General features: G+C 64.0%; 20 protein-coding genes. 11 read left to right on the top strand and 9 right to left on the bottom strand.

The window, feature by feature from the left end:
* Positions 1–21: 21 nt before the first annotated feature.
* From AB8Z38_RS36345 to AB8Z38_RS36325, 5 genes are all read right to left on the bottom strand, one after another.
* Positions 22–1,218, bottom strand: a complete 1,197-nt coding sequence (locus AB8Z38_RS36345) for an efflux RND transporter permease subunit (RefSeq protein WP_369722336.1) — start codon at positions 1,216–1,218, stop codon at positions 22–24.
* 64 nt (positions 1,219–1,282) lie between these two features.
* On the bottom strand, positions 1,283–3,076 hold the full coding sequence (locus AB8Z38_RS36340) for an efflux RND transporter permease subunit (protein ID WP_369722335.1): 1,794 nt from the start codon (positions 3,074–3,076) through the stop codon (positions 1,283–1,285).
* Entirely contained in the window at positions 3,073–4,068 is a 996-nt protein-coding gene (locus AB8Z38_RS36335) for an efflux RND transporter periplasmic adaptor subunit (RefSeq protein ID WP_369722333.1), read from the bottom strand. The genes AB8Z38_RS36340 and AB8Z38_RS36335 overlap by 4 nt, the downstream gene beginning before the upstream one ends.
* Before the next feature lie 180 nt (positions 4,069–4,248).
* Positions 4,249–5,334 (bottom strand): calcium:proton antiporter, encoded by a 1,086-nt coding sequence (locus tag AB8Z38_RS36330; RefSeq protein WP_369722332.1) that lies wholly within the window; start codon positions 5,332–5,334, stop codon positions 4,249–4,251.
* Positions 5,335–5,386: 52 nt separating this feature from the next.
* Positions 5,387–6,136, bottom strand: coding sequence for a carbonic anhydrase family protein (locus tag AB8Z38_RS36325; RefSeq protein WP_369722331.1), 750 nt, complete (start codon positions 6,134–6,136; stop codon positions 5,387–5,389).
* 528 nt (positions 6,137–6,664) lie between these two features.
* Between AB8Z38_RS36325 and AB8Z38_RS36320 the strand changes: the two genes are divergently transcribed.
* The 3 genes from AB8Z38_RS36320 (at position 6,665) to AB8Z38_RS36310 (ending at position 8,765) form a co-directional block, all read left to right on the top strand.
* The gene (locus tag AB8Z38_RS36320) at positions 6,665–6,934 is read left to right on the top strand and encodes a twin-arginine translocation signal domain-containing protein (protein ID WP_369722330.1); all 270 of its coding nucleotides are present in this window, start codon (positions 6,665–6,667) and stop codon (positions 6,932–6,934) included.
* Positions 6,935–6,998: 64 nt separating this feature from the next.
* Entirely contained in the window at positions 6,999–8,570 is a 1,572-nt protein-coding gene (locus AB8Z38_RS36315) for an adenylate/guanylate cyclase domain-containing protein (RefSeq protein WP_369722329.1), read from the top strand.
* A 66-nt stretch (positions 8,571–8,636) separates the two neighbouring features.
* A complete protein-coding gene (locus AB8Z38_RS36310; protein WP_369722328.1) occupies positions 8,637–8,765 on the top strand; it encodes a hypothetical protein in 129 nt (42 codons plus the stop codon).
* Between the two features lie 39 nt (positions 8,766–8,804).
* Here AB8Z38_RS36310 and AB8Z38_RS36305 read toward each other — a convergent pair whose 3' ends face one another.
* From AB8Z38_RS36305 to AB8Z38_RS36295, 3 genes are all read right to left on the bottom strand, one after another.
* Positions 8,805–10,232 (bottom strand): TAXI family TRAP transporter solute-binding subunit, encoded by a 1,428-nt coding sequence (locus AB8Z38_RS36305; RefSeq protein WP_369726700.1) that lies wholly within the window; start codon positions 10,230–10,232, stop codon positions 8,805–8,807.
* Between the two features lie 166 nt (positions 10,233–10,398).
* Positions 10,399–12,810 carry a TonB-dependent receptor gene (locus AB8Z38_RS36300; RefSeq protein WP_369726699.1) on the bottom strand — a complete coding sequence of 804 codons (2,412 nt, stop codon included), beginning with the start codon at positions 12,808–12,810 and terminating at the stop codon, positions 10,399–10,401.
* A 184-nt stretch (positions 12,811–12,994) separates the two neighbouring features.
* Positions 12,995–14,353: a histidine kinase gene (locus AB8Z38_RS36295; protein ID WP_369722327.1), complete on the bottom strand. Its 1,359-nt coding sequence runs from the start codon at positions 14,351–14,353 to the stop codon at positions 12,995–12,997.
* A gap of 192 nt (positions 14,354–14,545) precedes the next feature.
* On the opposite strand from AB8Z38_RS36295, the gene AB8Z38_RS36290 reads away from it, so the two are divergent.
* Together AB8Z38_RS36290 and fghA are read left to right on the top strand one after the other, a co-directional pair.
* Positions 14,546–15,166 (top strand): response regulator, encoded by a 621-nt coding sequence (locus AB8Z38_RS36290; protein WP_369722326.1) that lies wholly within the window; start codon positions 14,546–14,548, stop codon positions 15,164–15,166.
* An 88-nt stretch (positions 15,167–15,254) separates the two neighbouring features.
* On the top strand, positions 15,255–16,100 hold the full coding sequence (gene fghA, locus AB8Z38_RS36285) for an S-formylglutathione hydrolase (protein ID WP_369722325.1): 846 nt from the start codon (positions 15,255–15,257) through the stop codon (positions 16,098–16,100).
* 192 nt (positions 16,101–16,292) lie between these two features.
* On the opposite strand, the gene AB8Z38_RS36280 is transcribed toward fghA, so the two are convergent.
* Positions 16,293–16,865: a DUF3280 domain-containing protein gene (locus AB8Z38_RS36280; protein WP_369722324.1), complete on the bottom strand. Its 573-nt coding sequence runs from the start codon at positions 16,863–16,865 to the stop codon at positions 16,293–16,295.
* Positions 16,866–16,923: 58 nt separating this feature from the next.
* Between AB8Z38_RS36280 and AB8Z38_RS36275 the strand changes: the two genes are divergently transcribed.
* The 6 genes from AB8Z38_RS36275 to AB8Z38_RS36250 all read left to right on the top strand — a co-directional run bounded on the left by AB8Z38_RS36275 (position 16,924) and on the right by AB8Z38_RS36250 (position 21,979).
* On the top strand, positions 16,924–18,105 hold the full coding sequence (locus tag AB8Z38_RS36275) for an ABC transporter substrate-binding protein (protein ID WP_369722323.1): 1,182 nt from the start codon (positions 16,924–16,926) through the stop codon (positions 18,103–18,105).
* A 217-nt stretch (positions 18,106–18,322) separates the two neighbouring features.
* Positions 18,323–19,282 (top strand): YVTN family beta-propeller repeat protein, encoded by a 960-nt coding sequence (locus tag AB8Z38_RS36270; protein ID WP_369726698.1) that lies wholly within the window; start codon positions 18,323–18,325, stop codon positions 19,280–19,282.
* On the top strand, positions 19,279–20,088 hold the full coding sequence (locus tag AB8Z38_RS36265) for an ABC transporter ATP-binding protein (RefSeq protein ID WP_369722322.1): 810 nt from the start codon (positions 19,279–19,281) through the stop codon (positions 20,086–20,088). The genes AB8Z38_RS36270 and AB8Z38_RS36265 overlap by 4 nt, the downstream gene beginning before the upstream one ends.
* Entirely contained in the window at positions 20,085–20,933 is an 849-nt protein-coding gene (locus AB8Z38_RS36260) for an ABC transporter permease (protein WP_369722321.1), read from the top strand. Before AB8Z38_RS36265 ends, AB8Z38_RS36260 begins: the two co-directional genes overlap by 4 nt.
* Positions 20,930–21,544: a hypothetical protein gene (locus AB8Z38_RS36255; protein WP_369722319.1), complete on the top strand. Its 615-nt coding sequence runs from the start codon at positions 20,930–20,932 to the stop codon at positions 21,542–21,544. The genes AB8Z38_RS36260 and AB8Z38_RS36255 overlap by 4 nt, the downstream gene beginning before the upstream one ends.
* Before the next feature lie 135 nt (positions 21,545–21,679).
* A complete protein-coding gene (locus tag AB8Z38_RS36250; RefSeq protein ID WP_369722318.1) occupies positions 21,680–21,979 on the top strand; it encodes a copper-binding protein in 300 nt (99 codons plus the stop codon).
* Positions 21,980–22,077: the final 98 nt, after the last annotated feature.

The raw sequence follows: 22,077 nt of genomic DNA, 5'->3' as shown, positions 1-22,077 counted from the left end.
GGGGCACTAACGCATTCAGGGCTAGCGCTGATCTGCCAGAAGCAGCTCCTTATCGAACCAGAATAGCAGGACGTATCCGGCTGGAACGAAGAACAGCGTCAGCAGCGAAGCAATTGCAAGCCCCGACATCATGAGCACCGCCATCGGCTGCCACAAGGCGCCGCCGGCGATGGCCATCGGAGCCAACCCTAGAACCGTCGTCGCCGAGGTCAGCAGGATCGGACGCAACCGCTTCTCCGATGCGGCCACGACCGCTTGGCGCAGCGGGAGTCTCTGCCGCTCGATATCGATCTGGTCGATCAGCACGATGGCGTTGTTGATGATGATCCCCGATAGGCTGATGATGCCCAAGGTCCCGAAGAACGACAGCGGTTGTCCCGTTGCCAGCAGCCCGGACGGGATGCCGATCAAGATCAGCGGTATGCTCATGAAGGTCAGGAGCGTGCGCCGAAAGGAGTTGAACTGCAGGATGATGGCCAGCACCATGACGGCAAGTGCGATCGGAAAGCCGGCGGCGAGCTTCTGGTTGGTCTCCGCGCTTTTCTGGATTTCGCCACCGATGGCCACGTGATAACCCCCGGTCGTGTCCATCTCGTTGAGCCCGGGCTGGATGGTTTCCAGCAGCTGCCCGGCGGTCAGCGAGGTGCTGCGGGCCGTCACCGTGATGGTCCGTTCCTGGTTCTTGCGGCGGATCCGCGCGAAGTCGAACCCGGGCTTCAGCCTCGCGACCTGGGCCAACGAGATGAGGCCGCCGTTCTTCGCGAACGTCGCGCTGGTGAGGCCTTCCAGGCTCTGCGACGTGTAGGCGCCGGCGCGCAACACGATCGGGATCGAGTTGTCGCCTTCCCGGTAGATCGACACCGCGGTGCCGCTGAAATAGGTGTTCAGCAGCCGAGTGACTTCCTCGGAGGTCACCCCAAGCTGGCGCGCCCGGTCCTGGTCGATCTCGACGACCACCTTGACGATCTTGTTGCCCCAGTCGTCGTCGTTCTCACGGACGTTCGGCGCCCGCTGCAACAGGGATCGTACCCGTTCGCTGAAGGCGAGTAGCCGGTCTCCATCGGGCCCCGATATCTCCAGCTCCACGACGCCGGATTCGACGGCTCCCATGGCCAGCCGCTTGATCTTGAAGCTTGCTTCGGGGTGATTGGCGTACAGATATTTCCAGGCGCGATCGGCGGCACGGATCGCGCCCTGGTAGTCGTTCGTGCTGACCAAGAAAAACGCAGATGCCGAGTCTGGCGGAACGGGGGTCAAGGTGAGATAGAACCGCGGACCGCCGTCACCCACATAAAGGATCTCCCCGGATATTTCCGGATTGGCCGTCTTGTCGCCGAGCCATTGCTCGATCTCGCGCGCGAGCTTCGGTTTGCGAGATATCGGTGCCGTCAGGCATGTTCATGTAGACCAGGAACTGGCTCCGTTCGCTGAGCGGAAACATCTCCTTGGGAATGCGGCCGAACTGAGTGAGCGCGATCACCACCAGCGCGACACATCCCACCAGCACAAGGGGCGAGAAGCGCAAAGCCGAACCGAGTGCGGACGCATAGAGCCGCTGCAGCCGGGACGGCGGCGCGTCCTCATGGCCGGCCCTACCCCGCGGCCTGATCAGCCAAACGGTCAGGGCTGGAAGAATGTACAGCGCCGTGATCCAGGAGCCTCCCAGCGTGAGCGCCACCACGGCTGCCAGCGAGAACGCATACTCGCCGGACGCCCCCGACAGCAGCATGAGCGGCAAGAACGCCGCGATGGTGGTGATCGAGGAGATCAGGAGCGGCAGCGCATACTGCTCTCCCGACGCCAGCCCGGCCTCCTCGGGAGGCATTCCGCGGCCGATCCGGCTGACGATGTCCTCGACCATCACGACCCCATTGTCGACCAGCAGCCCGAGCGCGATGATGATCGCCGCGATCGAGACCTGCTCCAGCGCGATCCCCAGCGCCCGCATGCCGATCAAGGAAAACATCACGGCGAATGGCACGATCATGGCGGCGATAGTGCCCGCCCGCAGGCCAAGGAAAACGATCACCAGCACGGCCACGACGACGAAGGTCTGCGCCACGCTGGACAGGGCGGAATTGACGGAGGCGCTGACCTGATCGGCCTGGTAGGTCGCGAAGGCGACGGCGTAGCCGATCGGAAGGCGTTGCTCGTACTCGCTTGCGGCTTCGCGGAGCTTCCCGCCGAGCTGTGTGACGTCCTGGTCCGGCTGCATGATGACGCTGAGCACGACGGCGGGACGGCCGTTGAAATAGATCGGCTTGACCTTGGGGGAGACGTAGTCGCGGCGGACCGTGACGATATCGGCGAGCCGCACCAGGCTCTCGGTGGTCCCGACCCGGGTCAGCATCGTCTCGATCGCCCGAACGTTCGGAAAATCTCCGGAGGTTTCAAGCAGAAGACGCGTGCCGTCCGCGTTGATGTTGCCAGAGGGCAGCACCACGTTCTGACCCTGAAGGTCCTTGATCAGGGCGTTCACTTGAACGCCGATGGCGGCCAGTTTCCGTGTATCCAGTTCCAGCCATACCCGCTCGTCCTGCACACCGTGAAGCTCGACCTTGGAGATGCCGACGATCTGATAGAGCTTCTTCCGGAAGTCCTCGGCGGTGTCCTTCAGTTCGCGCGGCGAAAAGCCTTCGCCGGTGATGGCGATGGTCGCGATCGCGACATCGCCGAAGTCGCTGTTCACGAATGGCCCGACAACCCCGTCGGGCAGTTCGACCTTGGCGTCGGCCATCTTGTCGCGCAGCCGCTGCCAAGTGGCGTTGACATTGGCGATCTCGTCCTTCAGGTCGACGTAGATCGTCAGGGATCCTTCACCCGCAAGCGTTCTGATGTCCTTGACCTCGGCGAGCTCGCGGATCTTTCGCTCGATGGGAACGGCGACGAGGTTCTCCATCCGCTCGGGCGCCATGCCCGGGAAGAGCGCCGACACGACGGCCGTCCGGATGACGATGACTGGATCTTCGCGCTTCGGGAAGTTCGGATAGAGGCCGATGCCGGCGATCAGCAGCCCGATCATGGCCGCGATGGTGAATCGGGATCGCGCAAGACCGAAGCGGGTGAGGAGGTTCACGGTGCCTCCTGCTCCAACGGCAGCAGCTTCACTTGCTCTCCGTCCGAGAGATAGGACACGCCTGCGGAGGCCAGGATGTCGCCCGGCGCGACGCCATCCACGACGACCAGACGATTCTCGCGGATCCCGCCGACCGTGATGACGCGCTTCTTCACCGTCGAACTTGCTTCGTCATAGCGGAACACGGTGCCGGTGTTCTGCAGCACCTTTCCGCCTTCGGGCACAAGGACGCTCAGCGGGACGAGAAACCCTCTGCGACCCACGACCAGCGGTTCTTCGATCGTCACTTCGACCGACATGCCCGCGTTCAGACCAGGGGCGTTGTTGTCGAGCCTGACCACGACCGGGAAGGCCGATACTTGCTCGGCTTTGGACCCGAGCTCTTTGATCTCGCCTTTGAGCGGAAGGTCGGGTTTGTCGGCGACTTTCACTTCGACCTTCTGTCCGACCTTGAGGCTCTGGAAGGTCGCAGCCGGGACCAGAAAGCTCATTTCGAAGCTGTCGTCGCTGTAGAGTGTGGCGACCGGCTGTCCCGCAGCGACCTGGGCGAAGGATTTGACCTCCACGCGGGCGATGGTACCGGCGAAGGGGGCCAGCAGCTTGCTCCGGTCGAGGTTGTGGTTGGCCAACTCGAGCTGCCGGCGCGCTTGGTCGAGTTGGGCTCTCGAACTGAGCAGGGTCGCGTTCGACTGTTCGAAAGCGGCCTGGGTGGCAACGCCGCGCTTGAGGAGTTCTTCCTTGCGCTGGAAGTCGGACTGCGCGTTGTCGAGCTGCGCCTGCGCCTGCTGCACGCCGGCGCTGGCCTGGTCCACCTGGCTCTGCAGCGATCTCGGATCGATTTCGGCAAGAACGTCTCCGAGTTGCACCCTCTCGCCGACGGTGAGGCCGACGGCTTTCAACTGGCCACCGATCTCGAACGACAAAGCGCTGACATCGGCGGGCTGCAGAACGCTCGGAAACCGGCGCACGCGGCTCTCCGCGGTTGCAGCCACTTTGTAGGCGCGCAGACCGCGGACCGGCTGTTCGTTCGCTTCCTTCTTTTTTCGCCGCAGCCCTGCAGGCCGACGACGAGCAGGGCAAGGGCCGCCAATCGCGGTATTCGTCCGATCATTGCCGGCATTCCCCTTGGTCTGTCCGGAGAGGGCTTCGACCAGCCGTATCGAACCGACAACTCACGGCACCACCGCAAAAAACAGAAACCCGGCGAAGATCACCAGGTGAACGACACCCTGCAGCACCGTCGTCCGGCCGGTGCCGAGCGTGATGACACTCAACAGCAGCGTGACCAGCAGCAGCCCCAACTCCTTGACGTCCAACCCGAGTTCGAGCCGGTAGCCGAGAGCGATCGACACCCCGGCCACTGCGGGGATGGTCAGACCGATCGTCGCCAGCGCCGAGCCGAGCGCAAGGTTGAGGCTGGTCTGCAGCCGGTCGCTTTGAGCGGCCTTGATGGCCGCCACCGCCTCCGGAAGAAGAACCAGGGCGGCGATGATGGTGCCGACCACGGCTTTGGGTACCTGGAGGAAGTCTATCGCTCCCTCGACGGTCGGCGTCAGGACCTTGGCAAGCCCCACCACGGCCACAAGGGAGAGGACGAGGAGAACGGCGCTGAGGGTCGTCGTTCCGTTGTCCGGAGGTGGCGAATGATCGTCGGCCGTGCCACCCTTTGCGGCAAGGAAATAATCACGGTGCCTTACCGTTTGGATGAACACGAACGCGAGATAGAGAACCAGAGAAGCAAGCGCGGCAAAGACGAGTTGCGGCGTGTTGTACAGCGGCCCGAGTTCTTGCGCCGCAAGGTTCGGAAGGACCATCGTCAGACTGGTCAGCGCGACGAGCACGGCCAGAGCGGCGCTCGCGCCTTGCGCCTGGAAGCCCTGCTCGTGGTGGCGGACGCCGCCCCACAACAAGCAGGCGCCAACTATGCCGTTGCAGACGATCATGACCGCCGCGAAAACCGTGTCGCGGGCCAGTCCCGCCTTCTCGGCGGGCGCTGCGATCATGACCGAGACGATGAGCGCCGTCTCGATCACCGTCACCGCCAGGGCGAGGATCAGTGTGCCGAACGGCTCGCCTACGCGGTGGGCGACCACCTCGGCATGATACACCGCAGCAAACACGGTGCCGAACAGAGCGGCTCCGGCCGCGGCGTAAAGAATCCCGTTTCCGCCGAGCACGATCGTGACCAACAAGACGGCCCACGCGAGCGCCGGCCAAAGCCACGTCCACCGAGCTGTGCCTGCTACAGCCATGCCCATCCCCCGCGATTATCGATTGAAATTTTTCGAGCGTTGGAATCCCATATCCAGTTCAGCCGAAGAACTCCACCGCGCCGCTTCCGACGTTGTACATCGCCCCGGCAATCTTGATACTGCCCTTCGATTCCAGTTCGGCGAGGACCGGGCTGTCCTTCCGGATAGTTGCGACGGTCATCTCTACGTTCTTGCGTGCGACGGCATCGACGAAGGCGTAGTTCTTGGCCGACCGGTCGCCGGAGTAGGTCGTCGCTTCGACCGCGGGCTTGATCCTGGCGAGCAGCCCGGTGAGGTTGCCGAGCTCCGCGTTGTCGATGGCCCCTTTGATCGCGCCGCAGGCGGTATGGCCCATGACGAGCACGACCTTGGCTCCGGCGAGCTTGCAGGCGAACTCGAGGCTGCCGAGAATGTCGGCGTTTTCGATGTTGCCGGCGATACGGCAGTTGAAGATGTCGCCGATCCCAAGGTCCATGATGACCTCGGCGGGAGCGCGCGAATCGATGCAGCTGAGCAGCGCGGCGGCCGGATATTGCCCAGAGGCGCTCGCCTTCTGTTCGCGCAGATAGTTGCGGTCTTTCCTCTCGCCCTTCCGGAAACGCCCGTTTCCTTTCTTCATGGCCTGGATGATCTGGTCGGGGCTCAGCTTGTCGCGCATCTCTCTGGTGAGAGCGTCCGCGCGGGCGTCATCGGCGAGAAAGAGACCGCTACCTGCCAGGCCCACGGCGGTTGCGGCGCTGGCCATCTTCAGGAATTTGCGACGCGCGAGGCAATCGCAATGTGTTGGATGTTCGGTTCGGTGATGCAAGGCGATCCTCCTCCGACGGGTGCGCTTCGGACGGCGCAGTTACTATGATGGTAGTTTTTACGCATGTACCTGACAAGTCCGCCGGTGGCTTCGCGTCGATCGGTCGAACTTGCGCGTGTTCGTTGGCATTGCCGTGAGCACGGCGCTCGGCAAAAAAGTGGTATTTACCTCAGGTTGTTTGAGCTGGCTGGCGCCAAAGAAGTAACTTGCCTAGCGCTCGTCGCAGTGATGAAATGTCCTTCTGCGTGTTGATCGGTAAGGCATCCCCTCCTTTCAGGAGAGCGATCATGAAGCGGCTTGTTATCCCACGATTGCTACAAATCCTGGCCTGGGGCGCTCCGGGCTGACGCTCTCGGTCCGCCCGTTAGCGGCCGCGATGTCCGCCCCATCGTGGCCCGGCGGCTGATGTGAGGGTGGATGCGGCGGTCCACTCGGCAGAATGGACGACATGCTCGACGACGATCCGGCCTTCGGCGGTCGGGCATGAGCACCTGAAGAAGGCTAAGATCGTCAGTAAAGGAGCCGACTATGAACACGAAGGCATTGGGAAGAGGATTCCTTGCTGCAAGCGTTGTACTGTGCGGGATTTCAGGTTCACTCGCCTGGTCCAAAACCGACGGTTTGTCGTTCTCCATCACCAGCGCGGAGGCCCGGGTCGGCCGCCCCTTGACGCCGATGAGCTACGCCGGCGTCGCCCGTCGAACCACACGACGGGCCGTCGTCGGAGGTGCCGCCGTGGGCGGAGCGGCGGTGGGGTGTCACCGCGTGATGGTCAACGGCGTCTGGGTCTGTCGGTAATCGCTGGCGCCCTCATTTCAGAGCCTTTAAGCTGATATGCAGAACCTGAGATGGGGACGCCTTGTTGACCAAGCGCATTGAGCGCCGACTCGAGGCGGTATTGGCCGCGGATGTCGCGGGCTACAGCCGCCTCATGGGCGAAGACGAAGAAGGCACGCTCGAGCGGCTGAAGGCCTGTCGTCGGGCGCTGATGGATCCCAAAATCGAGGAGCACCGAGGCCGCATCGTCAAAACGACCGGGGACGGCGTGCTCGTCGAGTTCGCAAGCGCGGTCGACGCGGTTCGTTGCGCGATCGAGATCCAGCGCGGAATGGCGAGCGGCAATGTCGATGTGCCCGACGGCAAGCGTATCGAGTTTCGCATCGGCATCCACGTCGGCGATATCATCATCGATGGCGACGACATCTTCGGAGAAGGCGTCAACATTGCGGCCCGTCTGGAAGGGATCGCGGAGCCGGGCGGCATCTGTATTTCGGACGACGCTTATCGCCAGATCAGAGGCAAGACCGAGATCGCCTATGACGACATAGGCCACCAATCGCTGAAGAACATTTCGGAGCCGATGCGCGCCTGGCGAGCCCGGCCCGCCGACGGAACAGCCAGCTTCTCCGCGGCGGACCGTCCGCTCGCTCTGCCGGACAAGCCGTCCATCGCAGTATTGCCGTTTCAGAATATGAGCGGCGACCCCGAGCAGGAGTATTTCGCCGACGGCATGGTCGAGGACATCCTCACGGCGCTCAGCCGTTTCAAGCAGCTGTTCGTCATCGCCAGAAACTCGAGCTTCACCTACAAGGGCCGCGCCGTGGACCTGAAGCAGGTCGGCCGCGAACTGGGCGTCCGCTACGTTCTGGAGGACAGCGTTCGCAAGGCGGGCACCACCGTCCGCATCACCGGCCAGCTCATCGACGCCAGAACCGGCGGCCATCTTTGGGCCGACCGCTTTGATGGCGCGCTGGAAGACGCGTTTCAACTGCAGGACAAGGTGACCACGAGCGTCGTCACCGCGCTGGTGCCGAAGCTGGAGCAGGTCGAGATCGATCGCGTGAAAAACAAGCCGACCGAAAGCCTCGACGCCTACGATAGCTACCTGCGCGCCGTCGCCAGCGCGGTGGCATACACGCGGGAAGGCGACGATCAAGCGTTGGGGCTATTCTATCGTGCCACCGAACTCGATCCCGACCTTGCCGTGGCCTATGACTGGGCGTCCTGGATTTTCGTAACCCGCAAGTCGAACGGCTGGATGGTCGACCGCGAAGCGGAGACCGCAGAGGGCGCCCGCTTGGCGAGGCGGGCTCTTGAACTCGGCAACGACGATGCGGCGGCGCTGTGTTGGGGCGGCTTTGCGATCGCCTATCTCGCGCTCGAGCTCGACGAGGGCATCCTTTGCCTGGATCGCGCGATGGACCTCAATCCAAATCTGGCCGCCGCTTGGTACGTAAGCGGTTGGCTGCTGGTCTACGCGGGGAGCCGGAGCAGGCGATCGAGCGCTTGCAAACCGCCATGCGTCTCAGTCCGCGTGATCCATTGCTTTTCCGGATGCAGGCCGGAATGGCCTATGCTCATTTCTTTGCAGGCAACTACGACGAGGCCAGCACCTGGGCGGAGAGAGCCGTGCGTGCGCGCCCCACCTGGCTGACCGCGGTGCGCATGGCCGCTGTCAGCCATGCGCTTGCAGGGCGGCCCAAGGAGGCCAAAAAGGTTCATGGATCGCGTAACCGAGATGGATCCCACTCTGCGCGTTTCCGGTCTCGGGGATCTGCTCCCGCTGCGCAGGCCGGAGGACTTCGCCAAATGGGCGGGAGCGCTGCGATCGACGCGCCTGCCGGAGTGACCAGCGGCGAGATCGCGGGTGATCTTTGACGTGGCTATCTCATCGTGGCGACGTGAAACCACGGCCTGCTGCCGCGCCGCGGACCGGTTCGGGCGCGTCCGCTTGCAATGTGGCGCGCCGCTCGATGATGGCGTGATTGAACAGGTCGAGCACCAGGCCAAAGGCCGCCAGCTCCTCTTCCTCGATGGCGCCGTCATCATAGCATTCGAGCGTTTCACCGATGATGTCGTCGACCTCGCGCTGCATCGCCAGGAGTTGCTGGTTCGTTTCCGCAGTCCGCACCCCGGAGACCATGGCCAGGATTCGGTTGCGATGACCGGTGTTTTCGTCCCTTTCATCCCGATTCAAATAGTGGCGCAGCCAGGCCCCGACCGAACCGATTCCGGAGAGAAGCAGGAGGGCAAACCAGAAGTAGTCGCCGTACCGGTCGAGAAAGGTACGTTCGGTGCCGTCGATGACAGCTGCCGCTCCGCGATGCACCGGCAACTCGGCGTCCTTGTCGGTGTCCGGCTTGGCGATGTGCGCAACGCCGGGCACGCGCCGGGCAATCACCTGACGGACGGCGAACAATTGCCGGAAGAAGGCCGCTACTGTCGTTTCGGACAAGGCTCGCTGCGCCACGATCAGATGGCTGACGCTGACCGTCTCGACCTTGTCGTCCGGCCAGGCCGGATTGGCATTGAAGACGCTGGGGGGAATTTCTTCGGATTCATAACGCGGGTCTTTCAGCGCGATCGCCTCTGACGCGTCGATCGCGAGAAACTTGGGCTCGCCTCGGGCCCGAGCCGTTGCTGCGATGGCCTGCGAGGTGATTTTGCTGTCGAGCGGACCGACCGTCATGAATGCATCAAGGGTCTTGTCACTCGCCAGCTGCTCGAGTTGATCCGTGCCGAATTGGGTAACCGCGACCTTGTCAGCCTCGACCCCGCAAGCGCTCAGGATGACCCGCAGCAACGCGACGTTTGCCGGGGTCCGGCCGATCACGCCGACCCTGTGGCCGGCAAGATCGGCGATCTCCTTGATTTTCGCCGCGGGCTTTCTCCTGGAGCTCTTGCCCGCAAGCCCGGAAGGCGACCACAACACAACGAAGTTCTTGCGCAAGGTGACCACGGTCTGCGCATCGGCCGGCATGTCCAGGTCGGCGCGGCCCACCGCAAGCTGGGCCTTGCGGGCACCGAGCAGGCCGAGCGCTTCGACCGCGCCGTCAGTCGTGATCACGGACAACCTGACTGTCCTGCTTTCGCTGGCGAAGGCCTCGGCCGCAGCCTGAACAACCTTGTGATCGTCGCTTCCCGCCGGTCCGACCGCAATCCGGAGCGTGACCGGCTGCAACGCGTAATACAGCGCGCCCGCTGCGCCAGCAAAAATGAGGAATCCGACTCCCAGGATCAGCAATAACGTGTTGCCCCTTCTCCGCCGCCGGCGGGCTACGTCACTGGTTGCACCTGTACCATCGGTCGAGGACATATCTGCCGCCGGTCGGAGCGCAAAAGCCTGCTGCTTTGCAGGCATACCACATTCCCGAGGCAACGTCCCAGCAGCGACCTTGGTTGCAACAGCTGCAGCGCCGGTGACCACATTCAGGCCACAAGCGACCTATGCGAGGACTGATGCAACGAGGATTCATCCGGCTCTAGAACGTCACGCGCGCGCCCGCGTAGAATGCGCGCGGCCTTGCCGGGCTCAGCGAGCGTGGGTCGGTGAAGGGATTGCCGCCGTTGCCGAAGTTGGGCACCGCGGTGGTGTCGAAGAAGGTGCCGTAGGTCGCGTAGCGATTGTCGAAGATGTTGTCGATCTTGCCGTAGAGCTGGACGTTCTTGCTGAGCTGGTAGGAGGTGTGCAGGTTGAACACGGTGTAGGAAGGCAGCTTCGAGGCCTGATTGGACTCGTCTCCGACCAGATATTGGCTCGACACGAACAACGCATCGCCGCCGATTTTCCAGGCGTCGGTCACGGCATATTCGATCCCGGCCTTGACGCGGTGGCGTGGCACGGCCGGAATCTGGTTGCCGGGAACGACGTGGATGGTGCCGCCGGCGGCAAAGGGACTGTTGGACGAGAGCTCGAGCGCATCGAGGAAGCGCGCGTCCACCAAAGCATAGCTGGCGTGGAACTGGAGCGTCTCCGATTTGAGGTTGACCTCGGCCTCGATGCCCTGCCGGCGCGTCGCGCCGACGTTCTGGAAGAAGCCGAAACCCTGCCGTCCCGCCACCGGCAGGCCCATGATGTCGTCATAATTGGTCGCCCGGAAGCCGCCGATCTTCCAGCCGAGCGTGCCGATGTTCAACTCCCTCGTCCCGCGCAGGCCCGCCTCGACCGTCTTGGACACCACCTGCTTGAGCGGCGGATCGGAGACCAGGAAGGATGCGATCAGGCACGGGTTGTTCGGATCGGCGCAACCGAGCTCGAGCGGCGTCGGGACGCGGTTGGCCTCGGAGTAACCGGCATAGGCGGTGAGCTCGGGCGTGATCTTGTACGTGCCGCCGACGATCGGATTGAAGCGGTCGTAGCTGTGATCGCCGTTGAGCGCGGTGCCAAGCTGGTCTTCCAGCGTGACGTGGGCGTGATTGAAGCGACCACCCCCGGTGATCGCAAAGGCGTCGGTCATGCTGAAGGTGTCGAGCGCATAGAGGCCGGAATATTGATTGACGGTACGCAGCGACACCGGGCCCATCTCGCCGGTCGCCGGTGTGCCGGATGGTCCCAGAAAAATCCCGCGGCCGCTGACGAGATAGTCCGTGCCGATGGTTCCGAGCTCGGCCGTGGCGTTGAAACGCGTGACGCTGGCGTCAAAGCTCGCGCCGACCACGAAGCGATTCTCGTGCTCGAACAGCTTGTCGGTATTGGTCGCCTGCGAGGAGACACCGAACGTTGTCGATCGCGTCGTCGTGCGATCGATCTCGCCGAGCAGCGTGCCGGACGCGAAGGGGTTTACGAGCTGCGCCCCGTTGAGGCCATTGGCGGCCGTGGTGTCGTCGCCGAAGCAAAGCAGGCCGGGCGCAGCGCATTCCTGCACGCTGGTGGGATTGCCGTCGACAACGCGCTGCTCGAACACGCGCGCATGGGCCGTGCTTTCGAAGGTCCAGGTCGGCGTCGCCTCGACCTTGCCGGTCAGGTTGACATAGCCGACGCGATTGTTGGTGGTCTGCGGGTTGGTGTAAATTGCGCCCCAATATTGCTGCAACAACTCGGCGGGGACGGTGGCGGAAGCACCAAAGTTGTTGTTGGCGAGCCCCATGTTGACGTGGAATTCGCTGTCCCCGCCCTTGTAACCGACATCGCCGTAAAAACGTCGCACGTCCGATTGCGCGGAGTTGCGGAAGCCATTGTCGTGCAAGCCCTCCAGCGCGGCGTAGACGGCGTAATTGGTGTCGACATGCTTGCCCCATTGCGCCGAGCTCTGGATGCGGCCGAACGAGCCGCCCATCGTATCGATCTCGGCGCCTTGATAGGTAAATCCGTCCTTCATTTGCAGGTTGACCGCGCCGCCGAGCGCGTTGAGGCCGAAGGCGGGATTGTTGGTCACCACCGTGACCGAGCGGATCGCGGCGGTCGGGATCAGGTCCCAATTGACGCTATCGGCGAATGCTTCGTTGATGCGCACGCCGTTCTGGTAGACGGCAAGCCCTTGCGGCGTGCCGACGATCGGCGAGGCCACGAAGCCGCGAAACTCGACATTCGGCTGAAACGGATTGCCGCTCACCTCGGTGATGTTGACGCTCGCGACATTGTCACGCAGCGCGTCGGTGACGTTCATCGAGCCGGCGCGCTTGATCTGGCTGGCATCGACCGCGTTGATGCTGGAGGGAACCTTGTCGACATCAAGGCCCTTCGCATTGCCCGGCGCCGTCGGGTAGACGTAGATGCGGGTGTTGGGTTTGCCGGAACTTACGACGCGCGTCGGCGCGCGCGGCGCGCTGCGACGCGCGGTCGGCTGCGGCGCCACCACCTCGACCGCGGGGAGGTTCTGGACGTTGGTGTCCTCGTCCTGCGCCGCCGTGGCGGCGTCAGTCCAAAGCATCAGCCCCGTCGACATCGAGGCCATCAAAAGCTTTCGCACGCCCATCCCCTGCCGTCCCATTCCCAAGCGCCGGCTGTTCTGAACGTCGCCGATTGCGTCGAGAAGTGTAGTCTGCCGTCATGCGTGCGCCAGCCACAAAAGATCGGGCACTCTTGCCGCCGGTTTTCCCGACGAAATCGGGAATTTTTCCCGATGGCGTTCCTCGCGATCAGGCCGCCGCCGTCGGAACCAACGCCTCCACGGTGACGCCGCCATCGCCCGAGGCCACGTGGAGCGTGCCGCCCAACGCCAGAATGCGCTCGCGCATGCCGACGAGGCCGAAGCCCAGCTTCTGGCCCGGCTCCATGCCGTGGCCGTTGTCGCTGACGCGCACCCGGGCGCAGCCGCGGCCATCGCTGCCCGGCGACTCCGCCGGCTCGATCACGACATTGATCGAGGTCGCACCGGCATGACGAAACGCGTTGGTGAGCGCCTCCTGCACAACGCGGTAGATGGTGAGATCGGCGGTCTCGCCGACCGGCCCGAGCGCGGGCGAGATCGTGGTTTCGATCGCGACGTCGGGATGCGACTCCCGCCACAGCCGCGACAGCGATTCGAGCGCCTGACTCAGGCCGAGCTCGGCGAGGCCGACCGGCCTCAAGCGCTCCAGCACGCGGCGGGTGAATTGCTGAAGCGCGTTGATCTGCTCCAGCAGGGCGCTGCCGTGTCTTCGCACGGCATCGGCGTTCGGGGCGCGCCCGTCCGCAAGCTTCGCCAGCGCGCTCGCATGTGCGCGCAGCGAGAACAGATACGGCCCGAACTCGTCATGCAGCTCGCGCGCGATCTCCTTGCGCTCGAGGTCCTGAAGCGAGACCGCGCGCTCGGCGAGCCGGCGCTTGTCCTCGACCGCCTCCCCCAGTGTCGCCGCCAGATGATTGAGCTTGGTGCAGATCGCGGCCAGCTCGGGTGCACCGCCCGGCGCCACGCGCGCGTCGTAGCGACCGCTTTCAAGCTCGGCCATGGTTTGCGCCAGGGACTGCAGCGGGGTGAGCGCCCGGCCCACCACCCTCATCATCACCAGGAACAGCGCGAGCGCGATGACTGAGCCGACCTCGAGCTGCGTGACGATGGCGTCCCAGATCTCGGCGATCTCGTCAGTGGGATGCGAGGTGATCACCAGCGAGCCCGGTTTGCCATGAACCGAGACCGGCACGCTGACCGCGGTCTGCTCGGGATGAACCAGACTGACGAACCAGGCCGGCGGCCCGGGCGCATCGTCATCGGCCGCGGTTCGCAGCGGCGTCAGCGGAATCCCGCCGGAATCATGAAGCGCGATACTGACGTGGCGGAGACGGTTGAGGTCACGCGCGATCTGGTTCAGCTTGGCATCCGGATCGGGGGCGTCGTTGAGATCCGCCACGATCATCTCAATGAATTCGCGCGCGAGCCGGATCACGCTCTGGTCCTCGGCCTGCACGCGCGGCGCCGCCTCCGCCACCTGCCTGGCGATGTTGACGGCGAGCCCCAGCGCCAGCAGCAGCGCCAGCAGCAGATTGATGCGCCCGCGCAAGGATAGATTTTGCCACATTGGTATCGTCCGTACCCCGCCAAGCTCTGCTCGTGCCCGTCCGATAGCGTTGACAGACCCGAAGCGCCCGATATCTAATCGAAAGCGTACAGCAATCCTGGCCGGGTTGCATGAGCTGACATGAGACACGCCGTTGTCTTGTTCGGCTCATGCGGCTCACAACAAGCCGAGGCGCTGACGCGGGGAACGCCCATGCGCATTCTGATCGTCGACGATCATCCAATCGTCGCCTCCGGCTGCCGAGCCGTGCTGGCGGACGACGGCGATATCGAGATTCTGGAGGCCGCCGACGCCGAAAGCGGCGAATGCGTCTTCATCGTCGAGCGCCCCGACCTCTGCATCATCGACATCAACCTGCCCACCGTTTCCGGCTTCGAACTCACCCGCCGCATCCTCGAGCGCGCGGCTGATGCCCGTATCATCATGTTCAGCATGAACGACGACCCCGCTTTCGCCGCCCGCGCGATCGAGTGCGGCGCCAAAGGTTATGTTTCCAAGACCGGCGACCCCGATGACCTCGTCGAAGCGATCCGCACCGTGGGCGGCGGCGGCACCTATCTGCCGAGCGCGATCGCACGCCGCATCGCCTTCGCGGGACCAGCGCTGGCGCAGAACCCGTTGTCGAAGCTGAACGCGCGCGAGATGGAGATCTTGCGGCTGCTCAGCGCCGGAAAGAGCCTGTCCGAGATCGCCTGGCTGGTGCAATCCTCCTACAAGACGGTGGCCAACACCTCCTCGATCATGCGCCAGAAGCTCGGAGTCAAGACCTCGGTCGAACTGGTGCGGCTGGCGATCGACAGCGGCATGGCCTGATCTTGCGCCGCACGTGGCGCACCGGCACGAATTCGGTCACATAGGCGTTGCAACAGAGATGTGGTGAGATGCCACGGAGCAAAACGGCATGACCATGCAGACTGTCTCGACCAACACATCCTATGGCGGCGTGCAGGGCGTCTATCGCCATGCCAGCCAGGCGACCGGAACCGACATGGTGTTCTCGGTCTATGTTCCGCCACATGCGGAGGGCGCCAAGCTGCCCGTGGTCTGGTATCTCTCCGGGCTGACCTGCACCCATGCCAACGTGACCGAGAAGGGCGAATTTCGCCGCGCCTGCGCCGAGCTTGGCTTGATCTTCATCGCGCCCGACACCAGCCCGCGCGGGCCCGACGTGCCCGGCGATCCCAACAATTCCTATGATTTCGGCTTGGGGGCCGGCTTCTATGTCGACGCCACCGAAGCGCCGTTCGCGCGCAACTATCGGATGTGGAGCTACGTCACCGACGAGCTGCCGAAGCTGGTAGCGGAGAATTTTCCGGTCGATCCCAAACGCCAATCGGTGCTGGGCCATTCGATGGGCGGCCACGGCGCGCTGACGGTGGCGCTACGCAACCCTCACCGCTATCGCGCAGCCAGCGCCTTCGCGCCGATCGTGGCGCCCTCACAGGTGCCGTGGGGCGTCAAGGCGCTGACCGGCTATCTCGGGCCCAACAAGGAGGCCTGGCGCAGCCATGACACGGTGGCGCTGATCGAGGACGGCGCGAGATTCTCGGGCTTTCTCGTCGACGTCGGCGATGCCGATAATTTTTTGAACGAGCAGCTTCGGCCCGAATTGCTGCAAGCCGCCTGCAGCAAGGCCAACATCCCGCTGACGCTGCGGCGGCAGGCGGGATATGACCACAGCTATTACTTCATCTCGACGTTCATGAGTGATCATCTGCACTGGCATGCGGAGAGATTGAAGACGTGAGGGTTTGTTCCTTCTCCCCTTGTGGGAGAAGGTGGCGCGAAGCGCCGGATGAGGGGTTACCTCCTCGAACTCCACTCTCGAGAGACTCGCACGCGGAGAGAACCCCTCACCCGTCTCGCCGCTGCGCGGCGAGCCACCCTCTCCCACAAAGGGGCGAGGGTGCAGCGGCGCACGCGGGGAGAGGCGAAGGCCCTACTCCGGCCGCCCGTAATTCGGCGCCAGCAGTCGGTTGCGGATCAGATAGCTCATGGTGCGGGACCAGGATTCGTCGGTGTTGCCGCGCATATCGGCGCTGGCAGCCGTGATCATGCTGCCGGTCTTCACGTCGCGAAGATAGACGTTGAGGTTGATGATCAGGTTCGAGACCTTCTGTACCATTCCGGTGATCTCGAGATCGGCGCCCAATTGCTTCGCGAGCTTGAGGTCGCAGCCGCCGCAAACCTGCAAATTGCTGTGACTCGCGGCGTCTCGGACCGGCGTGATATCGAGCAGCTGGAACCTGCCTGAGTCCGCCAGTTCCTTGCGCAGCTGCTCGCTGATCTGCGCGAGCCGCGCCTCCTCCGGTTTTGAGCCGTAGAACTCGCCGGGCAGGCTGGTGTCGATCAGCTCGAAATCGAATACCGCGAGTTTCGGCGGATCGGCCAACGCTGCCGATGGCGTCAACAGCAAAGCGGCGAAGCAAAGCAGCGCTCGCATGATCGTGATTCCAGTCCGCGCACACGCGAGGACGAAATGCGGGGTTGCATGCCCTGACAAATCGGTCATGCTTTAGTGGAGACAATTCTCCATCGGCGGTCAAGCCGGGGAGACGTACGGAGGAAGCATGATCCGATGGTTGCCCGGCCTGATCGGCCTGAGTCTGGCGGCGACCCAAGTGCTCGCGGCGGACCCGGTGCAGATCGGCGTCGGCTATCTCGGTGTCGCCGGCACCAGGTCGACGCTGTCGCTGGTCGAGCAGCCCGCCGAGAATGACGGCGTCGCCGGCGCACGCCTCGCGATCGAGGACAACAACACCACCGGTAAATTTCTCAACCAGCGTTTTGCGCTGGAAGAGCGCCGGGTCAAGGAGGGCGAGGATGCGGTCCAGGCCGCGACCGATCTCGCCGCGCATAACGGCTTCATCATTGCCGACTTGCCCGCCGACACGCTGCTGAAGGTCGCCGACGCCCTGCGCGATCGCGGCACGCTGCTGTTCAACGCCGGCGCGATCGACGAGCGGCTGCGCGAGGTCGATTGCCGCGCCAATGTCATCCACACCGCACCGACGCGGTCGATGCTGGCCGACGCGCTCGGCCAGTATCTGGTGTGGAAGCAGTGGAAGCGCTGGCTGCTCGTGGTCGGCTCGCATGACGCGGACAAGCTGTTTGCCGACGCGCTCCGGCGTACCGCAACCCGATTTGGCGCCAAGATCGTGCAGGAGCGCACCTTCGAGGACACCGGCGGCGCGCGGCGCACCGATAGCGGCGTGACGCTGATCCAGCGGCAGATGCCGGTGTTCACCCAGCAGGCCCCCGCTTACGACGTAATGGTCGCCGCCGACGAGAGTGAGGTGTTCGGCGCGTACCTGCCCTACCGGACCTGGGATCCGCGCCCCGTCGCGGGCTCGGCCGGTCTGGTGCCGCGCAGCTGGGACGCGGCCCAGGACCAATGGGGCGCAACCCAGATGCAGAACCGCTTCATGAAGCTGAACTCACGGCGGATGACCGCGCTCGACATGCAGGCCTGGACCGCGGTTCGCATGGTCGGCGAAGGCACCTCGCGCACCAATTCCGGGGACGTCAAGAAAGTCACCGATTTCATCAAGGGACCGGACTTCTCCGTGGCCGCCTTCAAGGGCACAAAGCTGACGCTGCGCGACTGGAACCTCCAGCTCCGCCAACCGATCCTGCTGGTCGATGGCCGCATGGTGGTGTCGGTGTCGCCGCAAGAGGGATTCTTGCACCAGGTCTCCGAGCTCGACACGCTCGGCTATGACCGTCCGGAGAGCAAATGCAAGCTGAAGTGAGCCAAGCTGAAGTGGGCTATGTGAGATGAGTTCGAGCTGCGACCACAACGACGCTACGCCCCCTCCCCCGCTTGCGAGGGAGGGTTGGGGAGAGGGTGTGTCCACGAGCGAGAGTCCCCAAGGTGAAAGAGCCCTCTCCCGTATCGCATCTAACGATGCGATACGACCTCCCCCGCAAGCGGGGGAGGTGAAGGCGCCCCGCGGACAAGCCTTGCGCATGCTCGGGGCAGCTTTGCCCGTGGCACTGGCGCTCTCGGCAACGCCTGCCCATGCGTTCATCGCCTATGTCTCGAACGAGAAGAGCAACTCGGTGTCGGTGATCGACACCGAGAGCTGGACGGTGACCAAGACGATCAAGGTCGGCCAGCGTCCGCGCGGCATCGAATTCACGCGCGACGGCAAGTTCGTGATGGTCGCGGTCGGCGATGACGACACCATCCAGATGATCGACGCCAAGTCGCAAGCGGTCGTCGACACCCTGCCCTCCGGACCCGACCCCGAGCTGTTCACGCAGGATGCAACCGGCAAGACGCTCTATGTCGCCAACGAGAACGACAACACGGTGACGGTGATCGACCTGGACAAGCGCGCCCGCCTCGGCGACATCCAGGTCGGCGTCGAGCCCGAAGGCATGACCGTCAGTCCCGACGGCAAGATTCTGATCAACACGTCGGAAACGACCAACATGGCGCATTTCATCGATACCAATTCGCGCCAGATCGTCGCCAATGTGCTGGTCGATGCGCGCCCGCGCTTCGCCGAGTTCAAGCACGACGCTTCAGAACTCTGGGTGTCGTCCGAGATCGGCGGTACGGTGTCGATCATCGATCCCAAAAAGCACGAGGTGATCGGCAAGGTGACGTTCGACATCCCGGGCCTGCGGCGCGAGGCGATCCAGCCGGTCGGCATCGGCATGACCAAGGACGACAAGACCGCCTTCGTCGCGCTCGGCCCCGCCAACCGCGTCGCGGTGGTTGATACTGCCACGCGCAAGGTGACGAAATATCTGCTGGTCGGCCAGCGGGTCTGGCACATGGCGTTCACGCCGGATGAAAAATACCTGCTGGTGACCAACGGCGTCTCCAACGATGTCTCGGTGATCGACGTGGCCGCGCAGAAGGTGATCAAGACCATTCAGGTGGGCGAGCTGCCCTGGGGCATCACGATCGCGCCATGACCAGCCCCGCCCCCATCGCCGAGCCACGCGAGACCACACTGAGGCCGGATCCGGCCGCGGTGCCGGCGCTGTCGATCGACGGCGTCAGCCACGCCTACGGACCGCGCCGGGCGCTGATCGACGTCTCCTTCAACGTCCAGCCCGCGAGCTTCACCGCGCTGCTCGGCCTCAATGGCGCCGGCAAGAGCACGCTGTTCTCGCTGATCACGCGCCTGTTCGGCATCCAGACCGGCCGCGTCGGTATTTTCGGCCACGACATCAGCAATAGCCCCGGCGAAGCGCTGCGGCTGCTCGGCGTCGTGTTCCAGCCGCGCACGCTCGATCTCGATCTGTCGCTGACGCAGAACCTGCTCTATCACGCCGCCCTCCACGGCATCAGCCGCCGCGAGGCCGCCACGCGCGCTGCCGAGTTGCTCGGCCGCATCGGCCTTGGCGAGCGCGCTGCAAGCAAGGTGCGCGATCTCTCCGGCGGGCAGATGCGGCGGCTGGAGATCGCGCGCGCGCTGTTGCACCGGCCGCGACTGCTGCTGCTGGACGAGCCGACCGTCGGCCTCGATGTCAAGGCGCGCGCCGACATCATCAGCCATGTGCGCCAGCTCGTCACCGAACAAGGCATCGGGGTGCTCTGGGCCACGCATCTGTTCGACGAGATCAATGCGGGCGACGACCTCGTGGTGCTGCACCAGGGCAAGGTGCTGGCCAAGGGCCCGGTCGGCCGCGTCATTGCGGAAGCCGGTGCGCAGGACGTCAACACCGCCTTCATGCGGCTGACGGGCGCGCAGATCATGCCGGGAGGCGGCGCATGAGCAGCATCACCGCCCGTGACACACCGCGCGGATTCTCGTTTGCCGAGTACATGACCTGTCTCATGGGCATCGTCTGGCGCGAGGGCCTGCGCTTCCTGCATCAGCGCGAGCGCTTCGTCTCCGCGCTGGTGCGCCCGCTGGTGTGGCTGTTCATCTTTGCAGCGGGCTTCCGGCAGGTGCTCGGCATCTCCATTATCCCGCCCTACGAGACCTATATTCTCTACGAGGTCTTTATCGCGCCCGGGCTGATCGCGATGATACAGCTCTTCAACGGCATGCAATCCTCGCTCTCGATGGTCTATGACCGCGAGATGGGCAACATGCGCACGCTGCTGGTGAGCCCGCTACCGCGCGGGTTTCTCCTGTTCTGCAAGCTGCTCGCGGGCACCGCAGTCTCGCTGCTTCAGGTCTATGCATTCCTCCTGATCGCCTGGTTCTGGGACATCACCCCTCCGCCGATTGGCTATCTCACGGTGCTGCCGGCGCTGATCCTGTCAGGGCTGATGCTGGGCTCGCTCGGCATGCTGATCTCCTCCGGCATCAAGCAGCTCGAGAGTTTTGCCGGCGTGATGAACTTCGTGATCTTTCCGATGTTCTTCGCATCCTCCGCGCTCTACCCGCTGTGGCGGGTGCAGGAGGGCAGCCCCTATCTCTATTATGTTTGCGAGGCAAATCCGTTCACCCATGCGGTCGAGATGATCCGGTTTGCGCTCTACGGGCAGGTCAACTGGATCTCGCTCGCGGTGGTCGCGACCTGCACAATCGTGTTCATGACCGGCGCGATTTTCGCCTATGATCCGTCGCGCGGGCTAGCACGGCGCGGGCCTGCCGGAGGCGAAGGATGAAGGTTCGGGCTCTTGCCATTACTGCCCTTGCGGTCGTGGTGTCGGGCACGGCCGCGCGCGCGGCCGATCCGCGCTATCCGGACTGGCCCTGCACGCAGGCTAAGGTGCCGGAGATCTCGCTCGCGGCCGTCTGGGCCGGCCCGGCGCTCGACGACGCCGAAACCCGGTGGAAGGACGACGCGAAAGTCAGCGCGCTGATCTCAAAGCTGTCGGCGCGAAAAACGCCGCTGGATGACGCCGAGAAGTCGGTGAAGGAATTTCTGGCCGGTTCCGGGTCCGACAAGACCGGGAACGCAAAGCTCTTGTTCGCCGGCCTGTTCGACACGCTCAACGCCCAGCGCTCCCAGGTCATGCGGGGGCTCGAACGGGTCAGCCGCAAGCAGCGTGAGGCCGCGGACAAGATCCGCGACGATACAGTCCAGCTTCAGGCGCTGCAGGACGCAACACCACGCGACGAGGCCAAGGTCGAGGCGTTCAGCAACCAGTTGATCTGGGAAACCCGCATCTTCGAGGATCGCCGCAAGGTCGTGCGATTCGTCTGCGAGGTTCCCACCGCGATCGACCAGCGCCTGTTTGCGCTCGGACGCGTGATCCAGCAGGAACTGGAATAGCGTCAGCGTTGCTGACGGCTCCCGGGTTCCCGTCCTCGCAATAAGAATCCTTAAGCTCTTTGCCGCGCTATCTGCCGGAACCAAATCGATCTAGGATGGCTTGTCGAAGTGAAGCTCCAACCCGGGGAGACCTCGATGGGAACAGCAAAATTTATCTTCGCAGGCGCTGCGGCCATCGGCATGCTCGCATCCAGCGCGTTTGCTGACGATATGACCGGAATGGTCACCAGGATCGATCGGCTCAACAACACGATCTCGATCCAGCAGACGCAGAAGGGCACGGTCGGCGGCAGCGCAGGCGGTGCCGGCGCGCTTCAGGAGTACAAGACCAAGGACGCGGCGATGCTCGATACCGTCCATGCCGGCGACAAGGTGAGCTATTCCGCGACCGAAGCCAACGGCACGGGGACGCTGACCAAATTGCAGAAGCAGTAGACACGGCGTCATGGCCGGGCTTGTCCCGGCCATCCACGCCTAACCACGCTCAGGAAGAACGTGGATGCCCGGGACAAGCCCGGGCATGACGGTCTCTC

Origin of the sequence: Bradyrhizobium sp. LLZ17 (assembly GCF_041200145.1) — a bacterium.
Lineage (GTDB): Bacteria > Pseudomonadota > Alphaproteobacteria > Rhizobiales > Xanthobacteraceae > Bradyrhizobium.
The sequence above is the reverse complement of the archived record's forward strand: the minus strand, read 5'-3'. Positions and strand labels throughout refer to the sequence as shown.